The 14,285-nt window shown below is 31.4% G+C and carries 13 protein-coding genes and 1 pseudogene; 5 read left to right on the forward strand and 9 right to left on the reverse strand.

Annotated elements, in window-relative coordinates:
* Position 1: 1 nt before the first annotated feature.
* Genes EQ029_RS09150 through EQ029_RS09165 form a run of 4 tightly spaced genes read right to left on the reverse strand, consistent with a single transcriptional unit; the run spans position 2 to position 2,677 of the window.
* Complete coding sequence (locus EQ029_RS09150; RefSeq protein ID WP_053031013.1) at positions 2–865, reverse strand: RluA family pseudouridine synthase; 864 nt, start codon at positions 863–865, stop codon at positions 2–4.
* A complete protein-coding gene (locus EQ029_RS09155) occupies positions 862–1,671 on the reverse strand; it encodes an NAD kinase (RefSeq protein WP_011276221.1) in 810 nt (269 codons plus the stop codon). The genes EQ029_RS09150 and EQ029_RS09155 overlap by 4 nt, the downstream gene beginning before the upstream one ends.
* Positions 1,672–1,683: 12 nt before the next feature.
* Positions 1,684–2,313 (reverse strand): GTP diphosphokinase, encoded by a 630-nt coding sequence (yjbM, locus tag EQ029_RS09160; protein ID WP_011276222.1) that lies wholly within the window; start codon positions 2,311–2,313, stop codon positions 1,684–1,686.
* 16 nt (positions 2,314–2,329) lie between these two features.
* Complete coding sequence (locus EQ029_RS09165; RefSeq protein ID WP_011276223.1) at positions 2,330–2,677, reverse strand: UPF0738 family protein; 348 nt, start codon at positions 2,675–2,677, stop codon at positions 2,330–2,332.
* Positions 2,678–2,922: 245 nt separating this feature from the next.
* On the opposite strand from EQ029_RS09165, the gene EQ029_RS09170 reads away from it, so the two are divergent.
* The 3 genes from EQ029_RS09170 to yjbH all read left to right on the forward strand — a co-directional run bounded on the left by EQ029_RS09170 (position 2,923) and on the right by yjbH (position 4,778).
* Complete coding sequence (locus EQ029_RS09170) at positions 2,923–3,504, forward strand: CYTH domain-containing protein (protein WP_011276224.1); 582 nt, start codon at positions 2,923–2,925, stop codon at positions 3,502–3,504.
* Positions 3,505–3,591: 87 nt separating this feature from the next.
* On the forward strand, positions 3,592–3,957 hold the full coding sequence (locus tag EQ029_RS09175) for a truncated hemoglobin YjbI (protein WP_011276225.1): 366 nt from the start codon (positions 3,592–3,594) through the stop codon (positions 3,955–3,957).
* A 23-nt stretch (positions 3,958–3,980) separates the two neighbouring features.
* Complete coding sequence (gene yjbH / locus EQ029_RS09180; protein WP_037535471.1) at positions 3,981–4,778, forward strand: protease adaptor protein YjbH; 798 nt, start codon at positions 3,981–3,983, stop codon at positions 4,776–4,778.
* 407 nt (positions 4,779–5,185) lie between these two features.
* Here yjbH and pepF read toward each other — a convergent pair whose 3' ends face one another.
* The 4 genes from pepF to spxA all read right to left on the reverse strand — a co-directional run bounded on the left by pepF (position 5,186) and on the right by spxA (position 9,435).
* Positions 5,186–6,994, reverse strand: coding sequence for an oligoendopeptidase F (gene pepF, locus EQ029_RS09185; RefSeq protein WP_011276227.1), 1,809 nt, complete (start codon positions 6,992–6,994; stop codon positions 5,186–5,188).
* Positions 6,995–7,058: 64 nt separating this feature from the next.
* Positions 7,059–8,018 (reverse strand): competence protein CoiA, encoded by a 960-nt coding sequence (locus EQ029_RS09190; protein WP_033079607.1) that lies wholly within the window; start codon positions 8,016–8,018, stop codon positions 7,059–7,061.
* Positions 8,019–8,118: 100 nt separating this feature from the next.
* Positions 8,119–8,841, reverse strand: coding sequence for an adaptor protein MecA (gene mecA, locus EQ029_RS09195; protein WP_033079608.1), 723 nt, complete (start codon positions 8,839–8,841; stop codon positions 8,119–8,121).
* 198 nt (positions 8,842–9,039) lie between these two features.
* Positions 9,040–9,435, reverse strand: a complete 396-nt coding sequence (spxA, locus tag EQ029_RS09200; RefSeq protein ID WP_011276230.1) for a transcriptional regulator SpxA — start codon at positions 9,433–9,435, stop codon at positions 9,040–9,042.
* Between the two features lie 288 nt (positions 9,436–9,723).
* On the opposite strand from spxA, the gene trpS reads away from it, so the two are divergent.
* Positions 9,724–10,713: a tryptophan--tRNA ligase gene (gene trpS, locus EQ029_RS09205; protein WP_011276231.1), complete on the forward strand. Its 990-nt coding sequence runs from the start codon at positions 9,724–9,726 to the stop codon at positions 10,711–10,713.
* A 15-nt stretch (positions 10,714–10,728) separates the two neighbouring features.
* Here trpS and EQ029_RS09210 read toward each other — a convergent pair.
* Positions 10,729–12,397: pseudogene (locus EQ029_RS09210) on the reverse strand (IS1182 family transposase); the annotation flags it as partial.
* A 329-nt stretch (positions 12,398–12,726) separates the two neighbouring features.
* Between EQ029_RS09210 and EQ029_RS09215 the strand changes: the two are divergent.
* Positions 12,727–14,040, forward strand: a complete 1,314-nt coding sequence (locus EQ029_RS09215; protein ID WP_138927307.1) for an ISL3-like element ISSha1 family transposase — start codon at positions 12,727–12,729, stop codon at positions 14,038–14,040.
* Positions 14,041–14,285 lie beyond the last annotated feature (245 nt).

The following is a 14,285-nucleotide window of genomic DNA, read 5'->3' on the forward strand; positions in this document are numbered from 1 at the left end:
ATTATAATTCTGCATAAATATTTTGTAGCCATTTATAATCTATTTCTATCTCAATTTCTCTATTATAAATTGGATGTATGAATGTCACTTTATAACATTGTAAAGATTGCGTATGAATTTTAGGATGACTTCCTCCATATAAATCATCACCAACAAGAGGATGTCCTAAATAATTAAAATGAACACGTATTTGATGCGTTCTTCCAGTATGTAATTTAATTTCACATAAACTCGCTTCAGGTTTGGTCATTACTGTTTCATATGAAGTCTTTGCGTATTTTCCTGAAGCATCAACTTTCCTAGTAATAATACTCTGGCTATCTCTAGCAATCGGTTCTTCTATAACACCACTCAATTGCATTTGACCATAACATACACACATATACCTTTTATCTATTGCACTCGTCGTCATTAAATGATGGATATGCCCATGCTTAGCAAATATTACAATGCCTTTAGTGTTACGATCTAAACGTGTAACAATATGCGGTACGATCGATGTATCGATTAACTGACCAACATTTAAATAATAAAGTACACGTTCTATCAAACTATCGTGCGGATGTTCTCTTGACGGAGTGCTATTTAAATAGTTTGGTTTTGACACGATGATTAAATAATCATCTTCATACAATATTTCAATTGGATTACGTGATGGAATCAAATATGAGCTAGGTGTTTCATCAGGTAACATAATAGTTAACTTATCTCCTGCCATCATCATTTTCCTGACAGTTACATGACTGTTATTAATAATTAAAGCGCCATTATGTTTAATGGCGCTAATTGTCTTTTTAGAATATTGGTGACGCTGCAAAAAAGACTTAAGCATTTCATTATGCTGTATCACATATTCAAATTTCATCGTCCATCTTCACTTTCAATGAATGAATCATGTACTCTTTTCCAAAATGGGAAAGGTCTAAATCTAGCAAAACGCACTTTCTCATTAGCCACTCTAAACTGAATACCATTGACATTTTTATGTTTTAAACTAACATGATCAATTGTTGTTAAAATGGTATCGTGATTAACAGGTGTGATTAAACATGTATGATGCTTTGGCAAAACAAGTGGTGAACCCACTGTTCTAAATACTCTATTATTGATAGAGGCTATTTCTGCAATCTGCATAGCTTCAAGTGAGGGATGTATTAGTGCTCCACCTAATGCCTTATTATAAGCAGTTGAACCTGAAGGGGTTGATATACATAAACCGTCACCTCTAAAACGTTCAAATTGCTTACCACGAATGCCCACATCAACTACAAGTGTTGAACCATTTTCCGTTTTCATTGTTGCTTCATTTAAAGCTAAATAACGTGTTTCATAACCATTATCATTGTATCTGACAATAATTTCTAATAATGGATATTCAATGACTTGAAATTCAGAGTTATTAATTTCAATAATTAATTTCTCAACTTCATGAGGTAACCAATCAGCATAAAAACCTAAATGTCCTGTATGTACACCTACAAATGCCACTTGAGAAAGCATGTGGCTGTATTGATGAAAGGCTTGTAATAAAGTTCCATCTCCACCTACCGAAATAACAATTTCTGGATTAACGGCATCTTCTACCATGTGGAAATCTTTCATATGATTTATCATTTTATGCTTTAATGCATTGGATTTTGAATCACCTTTAGACAAGATAGTATAACGCATCCCCACACCTCATTAGTCATGTTTTTTTGCACGTTTTTGAGAATAATATTTCTGTGCTTCTTGAATTTCATCTTTAATCTCAGACATCTCTTCATCTAGAAGATATGCCGCTTCAGCTGCACGCTCAAGACGATGCTGAATTTCCGCTGGATAATCCCCGTCATATTTATATCTTAATGTATGTTCAATTGTAGCCCAGAAATTCATTGCTAATGTTCGTATTTGTATTTCCGCTAAAATGGCTTTCTGACCGTTTAATGTTTCAATTGGATATTCAATAATCACATGATATGAACGATAACCACTTTGTTTTGTGTTATTGATGTAGTCACGTTCCTCAATCACTTTGAAATCTTGTCGTTGTCTCAGCATATTAACAACCACATCGATATCGTCCACAAATTGACACATCATTCTAAGACCAGCAATGTCGTACATCTCTTCACGTAGTCTATCAAACGGTATACCCCTTTTATTCGCCTTATCAATAATACTCGTAATTGGTTTTACTCGACCAGTAACGAATTCAATGGGTGAAGCATCTTCTCCAACTTCATATTGCTTACGCAAACCTTTTAATTTTACCTTTAATTCATCAACGGCTTGTTTATATGGTGTTAAAAATTGATCCCATTGATTCATATTGTTTCACTCCGCTTCACTTTAGGTCAAAAGTTTCTTCAACAGCTGAAACAAACTCCTTACCATAGTTATTATTTCCTTCAACATTCTCAAGTATGTAATCTAATTCCTCTTGAAAATGTTCTAAAACCAAGTCATCGTTTACTATTAGTTTCTTGCCTCTATTCTCATGCAACATGGACCATGTTTCTTGAACGAAAATCAAGTAATCATATGATTGTCCGTCATCTAATAAGTAGGCAAATCCGTAATTATCACTATCAACAAGCATTTGCCCTACTTCTACTAATCCATCAGTTGGATCTTCTGAGTAGCAATAAATGCCATCATCTTTAATTTTAATTTCATTTACATAAATACGCATGCTTGTTCCTCCTTATTATTCTTTATTAGTTTAACATAATTTAACTGTATAACACACGTTTGAAATGCACTTCTTACTCGTCTATCCACTATTGAATGAAGCTCATTATGTCGTGACAAATCAAATCATTTTATAAACTATACTTAAGTACTCAGATTTACCTTTTCATTCATATATAATTACTTTAAATATTTATATAACTCAGTCATAATGAATTACAATAAATGGATTTAGAGGTGCAAATTATGGCGACGAATAATGAAATAGAATTTAAACAATTACTAAGTAAAGATGTATACGATAAATTTAAATATACTTTTTTTGAAGATAAAGAACCTTTTATTCAAATAAACTACTATATTGATACTCCTAACTTCACATTGCGAGATCATAAATCCGCATTACGAATCCGAGTTAAAAACGACACATATGAAATGACCTTAAAAGTGCCCGCCGACGTAGGTTTGATGGAATATAATCATATGGTTAAACATATACCTAAAACAGGTGATGTAATATTTAATAACTCACTACCAGAAGATATACGAGAAATTGTCGAATCATACGGTATTAATGACAACGAATTAACTATATTAGGCGCATTGAGAACAGCTCGTTTAGAAACAAACTATAAAAATGAATTGTTAGTATTAGATCGAAGTGATTATTTCGACAAAGTTGATTATGAGTTAGAATTTGAAGTTACTGACTATAACAATGGTTTGAAAAAATTTCATAGTTTATTAGAAGAATTTAATCTTGAGCACACCGTACCTAACAATAAAGTTCAACGTTTCTTTGACTATAAGAATCAAATTGACAAGTAGCAGTACGTCGCTGTAAAAAGTCAAATTACTTTTAAATGTAAAAATTCATGTTATATTAGTAATATATTAACGGAAATTGGTGATATTATGTCTAAAACGCCATACGATATTATAGGTGAAACAGCACTTTATAATATGATTGATCATTTCTATGCTCTAGTTGAGAAAGATGACAGAATCAATCATTTGTTCCCTGGGGATTTTGCCGAAACGAGTAGAAAACAAAAGCAATTTCTCACTCAATTTCTAGGTGGACCAAACCTATATACTGAAGAACATGGACATCCGATGTTAAAAAAGAGACATATGGAATTTAAAATTACAACTTATGAAAGAGATGCATGGTTAGAAAATATGCATACTGCAATAACCGAAGCACAGTTTCCAGCTGGTGTTGGAGAGTATTTATATGAACGTTTACGTCTAACCGCTAACCACATGGTAAATTCCTAAATATAATTGAAGGTGAGTAAAACATGGCTGAAGAACTAAAAATTGTAGACAATAGAAGTCGTGAAGATGCTAATCTGTCACCTGTAAATAAAATTGAAATTTATTCATTTTTTGATCCATTTAATACAGATTGCTTTAAATTATCAGCGATTATTTCTAAATTAAGAATTGAATATAATCAATATATCCGTATCAGACATATTCTAAACCCTTCATTGAAAGTACTTACTAAGTGCCAAGCGCAAAGTACATCTGATTTTGATAATATCGCCTTAGCTTATAAAGCGGCTGAATTACAAGGTCGTTTAAGAGCGGAACGTTTCATCCATTTAATGCAAAATGAAATTATTCCTAAGAAGGATATTATTACGGAAGAAATGATTTGTGACTGCATCATTAATGCAGGTTTAGATTACAATGAATTCAAAGAAGATTTACAAAAAAGCAAATTAACCGAAAGTTTAAAAATAGATTTACACATTGCTCGAGAAATGGAAATTGAGCAAGCACCTTCACTCGTATTTTTCAGTGAAGATGTTCATGAGGAAGGCCTGAAAGTAGAAGGATTATATCCATATCACATTTACACATATATTATTAATGAATTAATGGGTACGCCTATTGAAAAAAATCTTCCACCTAAAATTGAGCATTATATTCAAAAGAAACAACTCGTTACTATGGAAGAACTATTGACCATATATGAGTGGCCCGAAAAGTTAATGACAAAAGAACTTAAGAAATTAGCGTTACAACAAAAAGTAGAAAAACTTCAATATCCTGAAGGAGATTTTTGGCAATCAAAAATGCCTAGAATATAGGATAGCTAACAATAGCCATTCAATGATGATTATATTCATGCATTGGGTGGCTTGTTTTTGTGTACACATCAATTTAAGGTTGAACGACTCTGTTTCTATTATTGTTATATAAATCAATTGCAATGTATAGTAGTGGCGTCGAAGTACAATGAAAAATTTATATACAATGAGGAATTCATTGATAGTGGTAGTTATTAAAAAAGAGTATAAAAAAACGCCGTGTCTGATTACACGACGCTAAACAAAGGGGATGGGAGAAATTTTTCACTTCAAACAAAGGGGTATGTTTGTTATGTGATTAATTTCATGTTCATAATATAACACGCTAATATAGGTGTTTCAATATTAAAGACCCCTTATTTTAAAATTGTCACAAACTTGACATATTGTAAACGGATACAGTCATTCTAAGCTTTCATAAGTTTTTCAAAAGTATCTAATTTTTGTTCAAAGACCTCACAAGCCTGCTCAATAGGTTCTGGTGAAGTCATATCCACACCGGCATTTTTCAGAATCTCAATTGGATAGTTAGAACTTCCTTTTTTCAAGAATTCATTAATATATCTTTCAACTGCAGGTTTACCCTCAGTTAAAATTTGATGACTTAAACTTTGAGCTGCACTATATCCAGTAGCATATTGATATACATAGTAATTCATATAGAAATGAGGGATTCTTGACCATTCTTTGCTAATATTGTCATCTGTTTCAACAACATCACCAAAGTATTGTTTATTCAATTTAGCATATTCATCATTCATACGTGTTGCAGTTAATGGTTCGCCTGCTTCTTCAATTTGATGAATTTTATGTTCGAATTCTGCGAACATAGTCTGACGGAATAAAGTCGCTCTGAATCTTTCAAGTTCTTGATTTAATAATAATAAACGACGTTCATCGTCTAAATGTTTATCCATATAATCACTTAGTAATGCTTCATTACAAGTTGATGCAACTTCAGCAACAAAGATTGAATAATCACTAGAATTAGATGGTTGATGTTTACGACTGAAATAACTATGTGCTGAATGACCAAATTCGTGGATAAGCGTATATAAATCAGAGACAGTATCTGACCAATTTAATAAAATGAATGGATTAGTTAAATGTGCACCAGATGAGTAACCACCTGATCGTTTACCTTTATTTTCATAAACGTCGACCCATCGATTATTCAAACCTTCTTTTACTACATCAAGGTACTCTTCACCCATAGGTTCTAACGCTTTTAACATCCATTCTTTTGCTTCTTCATAAGGCATTTCAAATTTAACGTCCTTAACCATTGGCGTATATAAATCGTACATTTTCAGCTCATCAACAGCTAATAATTCTTTTCTTAGTTTCGTGTATCTGTGCAATAATGGTAAATATTTATGCACAGTTTTTACTAAATTATCATAGACTTCTTCTGGTATATGATTATTACTTAACGCACGCTCACGAGCTGTTTTATAGTTATGTGTTCGAGCATTAAAGACATTCTTCTTAACTTCCCCTGCTAATGTTGAACCTAGAGTATTATTATAAGCACCGTAAGCTTTATATAAATTATTATATGCTGATTGACGTAACTCGCGATCATCAGATTCTAAATATTTGATAAAAGTTCCTTGTGTTAATGGATGTTTTTCACCATCTTTATCTACTGCATCTTCAAATTCTAAATCTGCATTACTAAACATACCGTACACATTACTTGGTGTAGATAGTGCATCTTGAGCCTCAGTAAGTAATCTCTCTTGCTCGGCATCTAAAATGTGTGGTCGTTTTTCATTGATAAGTTTTAAATCAAATTCATAACGTTTTAAGTTGTCATTAGTTTCGATAAATGATTGAAGTTTATCTTCATCAATTTGAAGAATTTCTGGTACTAAGAAACTCCATGCGGAACTAATTTTAATTATAAGTTGATGTGCACGTGACTCGAATCCTGTATATTTATCGTTTGAAGTATCTTGGTCTTGTTTTAAATGTGCATAGACATATACTTTCTCTAGTTTAGTACCAATTTCATCTTCTAATGCAAGCGCATCACATAATGTATCAGCGCTATCTGCTAAGTGCCCTTTAAATTGCTCTTCTTTACCTAGATAACCTTCAACCTCTTTTAATGCTTCTTCAAAAGCTTCATCATTTTTAAAAATCGTTGTTAAATCCCACGTATCATTTGGATATTTACGTTCTTGCTCTTCTCTTGTTAATTGTTGACTCATATAGTAAACCTCCTATAATAACTAATGTTATAATTTTCTCATTATTCCCTATGAATTGCACGTTTTAACTATATTTAATGTAATGATTAATAAGTTCTGAGACAACACAATCCATAGAAATAGTGTTAAGGTACATCTGCCTAAATTTAAGAAAGGCTTTTAAACACTGATGTACATCAAACTCTTGTTCATTAAATAATTTAAATTGTAATTGCCACTGAACTGGATGATTCTCAATATAAAGTTGATAAGGGAATATGTAGCCGAAGTTATGATAAACAGCTTCATCTGTTAATCTTAACTGGTATATTGCGCTTAACGATGGTTCAAGGACGGAATTTTTCCTTCTACATTGATTCAAGTAATAATGTATTTCAGATTTAGTTAGCTTGAAAATGTGTTGATATGGCGTAGACATGATACTAATCTGATTCACTAATTCGTTGATTTCAATTACTGTTTGTTTTGCGATAAATTGTTTGCCACCAATATGCTGAATTTGACTATATAAAACAACACACTTGTTCTTTTGATTCCATACATATAAACACCTATTTATTGGATGTATAAAATGTGCTTGAAATGAATTGAGATATAGTCTCCCCCTATGATATCGACAATCTTGAATTAACCAAATGACTTCCATATTCAGCTGTTTAAATCCCTTTGTTCGTTCTATGATCTCTTCAATATCTATTCTAGAAAATTGAATTTCAATTACGTATTTTGAATTCACTAGTATGTCTGGGTATTGTTGAATAGTTGGACAATAAGGTTCAATTTGAACGCGATAATGTAGTTGTGATAACATCTTCGCAATAAAACACTTTACAAAGTAATGTTGTTCGGATTCTTGTTTTGCACAATAACATACGCTATCAACCTTATGCGCGAAATGCGGGATATTTTTTGTGCCACACTTTAATAGTAGTTGTGAGCTACAATGCGGACAAAAATAGCTGTCCTGTTTCTTTGCACGATGTGCATATACTTGCTCGCCTTGTTGATTTATAGCGATTAACATAAATTTCACTCACCTCATAAGATTAAACGTATGAAATGGTGATTTTACTTCTCAACACAAAAAACCGAAGCAATATTCATTGCCTCGGTAAAAACTTTCATTATTCAACTGTGTCTGGGAAATAACGTCTCACTTGAGCAGTTACATTATGACTCATAATAATCTTAGCATAATCATTTAAGTATACTTCAGTTTTATCTGTTGGATATGCAAACTCTAACACCTGACTATAACTATCGTTAATCATTTCTTGACTGACTGATTCATCAAAGTGAATAGCATAGTAATATTTATTGTCATTCATATATAATAAATCTTCAAATTCATCAGTTGATAAATTATGGTGATATGCATAACTAATAACTTGCTCTAAATCATCAAATTTAACGATAACTGTTCTTATGTTCGGACGTTGTTTCGTTTGTTTTTGTTCAGACTTATGAGAGTGCTTTTGTTGTTGTGCTCTTTGTTCGAATAAATCTTCAATGCTCTCTTCATTTTCTAATGTATTTGCAAGTAATTCGTTAACTTGTTCTTCAAATTGCTCGTTTGCATCTTCATCAGACATATTCATAGCTTCTTCATTTTTAGATTTAGAAATCGTAACTTCCACACCTTTTTCAAAGGCATGTACTTGTATCCAAAGAGGCCCTTCAACTACGAAGTCTTCTTCTTCATTGATTTCATCCATCATTGACCAGAAGAATTCTTCGCCTCTTTTACGGTTAGTCCATAAATCTTCTCGACTGAATCCTCTAGCTTCAATATCACTATAAGTTATAAATAATTTGACTGTTGTGTCATCAACGCGTTCTATTCTCATATCATCTCACTCCTTACAGTCGATGAATAGTAACCATATTGTATTAGAACGTGGTGGAAATTACAATTTATTTGTTTGATTAAATTTAACTATTTTACGATCGTTATATATACTAACATATTCCCTTTTTGAGTTACAAAAAACAGCACTAAAATAGTGCTGTTTCATATTATTATAATCTTCAATTAAATTTTAAAATTAATCAACAAGACGTTGCGCTTCTTGTAATTGGAAAGTACGAACCTTTCTAGGTAAGAAACGTCTAATTTCATCTTCGTTATAGCCAACCTGTAAACGTTTTTCATCTAGAATAATTGGACGACGTAATAGTCCTGGATTATCTTGAATGATCGCATAAAGATCTTGTAGTGGTAAAGAATCAATATCAACATTTAATTTTTGGTATGTTTTAGAACGAGTAGAAATAATCTCGTCAGTACCGTCTTCAGTCATTTTTAAAATTTGTTTGATTTCATCAATTGTTAAATGTTCAGAAAAAATGTTACGCTCCGTATATGGAATGTCATGTTCTTGTAACCATGCTTTCGCTTTACGGCAAGATGTGCAACTTGGTGAAGTAAATAATGTTACCATACATCTCACTCTCCTATTGAATGAATATTATTCATTATTTTTGAATTTATTGATTAAGAAATGTTAATTTATTTAGTCCTCTTAACCTTACAATGTTAGTATAACCAACTAACATTAAAATTAAATGAGAAAATCCTAATTTTTCTGAGAAATCTCAAATTTTCTAAAAACCTAAATTTAAAGGCTTAGAATTAACGTATAACTACATACTAACATAACTTACATTTTAAAGAAATACTGTTATAATTTAAATAATATGAATTAAAACTAAGAAAGTAGGCATCTAATATGGAGACATTATTTTCAGGAATTCAACCTAGTGGAATACCCACAATTGGTAATTATATTGGGGCATTAAAACAATTTGCTGATGTACAAAATGATTATGATTGTTATTTTTGCATCGTCGACCAACATGCTATTACAGTGCCTCAAGATAAAATCAAATTACGTAAACAAATCCGTCAACTTGCGGCTATTTATTTAGCATCTGGCATAAACCCAGAAAAAGCTACCTTATTTATACAATCTGAAGTACCAGCACACGTGCAAGCAGGTTGGATGCTCACAACAATTTCAAGTGTTGGAGAACTTGAACGTATGACTCAATATAAAGATAAAGCTCAAAAACGTACTGACGGTATTCCAGCAGGATTACTAACTTACCCACCATTAATGGCTGCAGATATTGTGATATACAATACTAATATTGTTCCAGTTGGTGAAGACCAAAAACAACATATGGAATTAACACGTAACTTAGTCGAACGTTTTAATAGTCGTTATAATGACATTTTGGTTAAACCAGAAATTCGTATGCCTAAAGTAGGTGGTCGCGTCATGAGTTTACAAGACCCAACGAAGAAAATGAGTAAAAGTGATGATAATCAGAAAAACTTTATTTCATTACTAGACGAGCCTAATGTGGCAGCAAAGAAAATTAAAAGTGCTGTAACAGATTCAGATGGAATTATTAAATTTGATCGTGATAATAAACCAGGTATTTCAAATTTATTAACAATATACTCTAGCTTAACAAATGAATCTATTAAAGATTTAGAAGCTAAGTACGAAAATGAAGGATACGGTAAGTTCAAAACAGATTTATCAGAAATCGTCAAAGATTTCTTAATTAACTTCCAAGAAAAATATAATGAATTTTACAATTCAGATAAATTAGATGACATCCTAGATCATGGTCGCGATAAAGCTCAAAAAGCGTCATTCAAAACATTGAAAAAAATGGAACGTGCTATGGGACTGGGACGTAAAAGATAATACATTAGTAATATAAAGAGTCCGGGACATAAAGTTCTTGGATAAGTGAAAAAAAGACAATTTCTATTGAAATAATATAGAAATTGTCTTTTTTATAAATTTTTTGATTATTTTCACCTCGTTGAGCTACTACTTTTCTTATATTAAGTGCCATTAATACAAAACCAAGTTCTCTTTTGACTTTATTGAGTCCTCGGACAGACATCCGAGTGAAACCCAAAATAGCCTTCATAAATCCAAAAACAGGTTCCACATCAATTTTTCTTTGACTGTAGATATTTTTTGTTTCTGGTTCTGAAAGCTTTTTGTTAATTTGGGATTTAAAATATTCCCAGTTATAATTCTTCATTATTTTTTTGTTTGTTTTTGAATTGAAGTTCATACATTGATTTTTCAGAGGACATTCTGAACAATCATCACATTCATATAATTTGAAGTCTCGCTTATAACCATACTTATCATGACGATAGGCATATCTTTTAAAACCTAGCCGTTTATTATTCGGACAAATGAATTCGTCATTAATTTCGTCATAGTTCCAATTTTGAGTATTAAAGATGTCACTTTTATATTTTTTAGTTTTATCTTTTATAAACATTCCATATGTTATGAGTGGCGTTCGATTAAAGTCATCTATAATTGCCTTATAATTTGATTCACTACCATAACCTGCATCAGCTACAATATATTCAGGTAAATGACCGTAGGTCTCTTGAATTGAATTTAAAAATGGAATCATCGTTCTAGTATCCGTTGGATTTTGATACACATTATAAGATAAAACAAATTGGGAATTTGTCGCTATTTGTAAATTATACCCTGGCTTAAGTTGTCCATTTTTCATGTGATCTTCTTTCATTCTCATAAATGTCGCATCATGATCTGTCTTAGAATAACTATTTCTATCCTTTAAAATAGATTTTTGAAATTCGTATCGATACTTTCGCTCAAAATAATCATTGATTTGCTTTTTGTATTTTTTGATTTTAGTTCTTTTGAGACGTATTTGTTTTCTTGTTTTAGTACATTTTTCATTGTTGATATGTTGGTTTAAATCTTCGATTTCTTTATCTAAGTGACTACCAATCAAATCTATTTCTTCTTTTGTTAATTCATTATCATGATCTTCTTTAATTTCCGGTATGATTTTATTGGTTACCAATTCATGGTAGAGGGCTTTAGAATCCTCATTCATCTTTGATTCATGGTTTTGAATACTCTTTTTCCATACAAATGTATATCGATTGGCATTTGCTTCAATTTTTGTACCATCAATAAAAATAGCTTTATCATCTATAAGATTTTGTTTTACACACTGACTGTAAAATTGAATAAATAAAGATTCTAATAAAGCATCTACTTTTGGATTTACTCTAAATCGATTAATTGTTTTATAAGAAGGTTTTTGATTTTGTGATAGCCACATCATTCGGATGCTATCATTAAGCATTTTTTCTATTTTACGACCTGAGAATACAGATTGTGTGTAGGCATATAGAATCACTTTTAACATCATTTTAGGATGGTACGAAGTTGCACCACGGTGATGTCTGAATTCGTCGAATTCATTGTCAGGAATTGTTTCAACAATATCATTTACATGTCGTGAAATATCATTTGTGGGGATAAGAACTGAAGTTTCCATTGGTAGAGTAAGTTGAGTCATGTTATAATTTTTATACATAAAGCACCTCGTTAATTTAGTTTAGTGATGTTTATTAAATTATACGAAAGTGCTTTATTTTTTTAAAGTATTACAATGTAAAATTACATATAAGTACAAAGTATTTTGGCGTGACTCTTGAGGGAACAGGACAAGCTGAAGACTACAGGCTGAAGCTGTCCCCTAAGAAAGCGAGCCAACAATACGGAGTATTGTAAATAGGCTCTATAATAAATTGGACTGATGACTAAAAATCATCAGTCCAATTTTTATGTTTGAATACAAAAATGGCGCAATTACCTATATAATTATTAGCTACCAAACAAAATAAAAAGAAAGGTAATGCGCCTATGTGTAAGTCTATATTAAATACATTAAGAATTAAAGATAAAAATCTAAATTTTTCAGATGAAGTGATTGAGAAAAAACATAAAGGACGAATGAGCTTGTTTTACTATGCCGAGCTCACTTATCAACCTACACATTGTGAAAATTGTTCAACTAAAAATGAAAATTTCTCAATAGTAAAAAATGGTAAGAAAACCTCAACGATTACTTTACTTAAAATTATGGAAATGCCCGCTTATTTAGAACTTCAAAAACAAAGATTTTATTGTAAATCATGTGACAGTCATTTTACTGCTAAATCTAATATTGTCGACGCTCATTGCTTTATTTCTAATAAAACAAAACTTGCAGTTTTAGATAAAGCACAAGAATACCGCTCTCAAAAATCTATCGCTAAGTCATGCTTAGTATCATCAATGACTGTGTCTAGAGTGATTAATCAAGCGGCAAGCGACGTAGGTCAGTCTTCTTTTGATGCTTTACCTGAACACTTAATGATGGACGAATTTAAAAGTGTTAAAAATGTAATCGGAAAAATGAGTTTTATTTATGCAGATGCTGTATCGCACCGCATCGTAGATGTGGTAGCGGATCGTAAGTTAAAATCGCTAAAAGATCATTTTTATCGCTATTCTTTGAAACTCAGACAAAAAGTCAAAACAGTCACGATTGATATGTATGAACCATATATGTCACTAATCAAACAATTATTTCCTAACGCGAAGATTATTATTGATCGTTTTCATATTGTTCAATCTTTAAATCGAGCGTTAAATATGTCTAGAGTTCATGTAATGAATTGTTATAGAACCTCTAATAGACCGCTTTATAATAAATATAAAAGTTATTGGAAACTATTTCTTAAACCTTTTGAAACGCTAGAAGCATTTAATTATCATAAAGTCCATTTATTTAAAGAGTGGAAAACCGAAAAAGGCATTATAAATTACTTATTAGGTGTAGATGTAGAACTATTTAATACATACCACTACGTTCATGAGCTAAGAAGATTATTAAAAGAAAATCAAATAGAGAAATTTAATCATAAACTCTTTTCTATTCATCTTTCAGATGTGTGTCCTAAATTACGCCCAGTCATTAGAACTTTAAGACGATTAGCAGCTTTCATTGAAAATACTATGACATATTCTAACCTGACCAACGGTCCGTTAGAAGGAATTAATAATAAAATCAAACTCATTAAAAGGGTATCTTTTGGTTATAGAAATTATGATAATTTACGTAATCGAATTATTATAACTTCGCGACTATTTGCGTCAACAACAAAAAAAGAGAGTCTGGGACATAAACCCTAGAGAAATAGCCAGTAAATGAGTTTTAACAAATTCATTTACTGGCTTCTTTATTTACAATACTCCGTATTGTTGGCTCGCTTTCTTAGGGGACAGCTTCAGCCTGTAGTCTTCAGCTTGTCCTGTTCCCTCAAGAGTCTCGCCAAAATACTTTGTATTTATATGTAATTTTACATTGTAATACTTTAAAAAAATAAAGCACTTTCGTATAATTTAATAAACATCACTAAACTAAATTAACGAGGTGC

Source organism: Staphylococcus haemolyticus (assembly GCF_006094395.1).
Classification (GTDB): domain Bacteria; phylum Bacillota; class Bacilli; order Staphylococcales; family Staphylococcaceae; genus Staphylococcus; species Staphylococcus haemolyticus.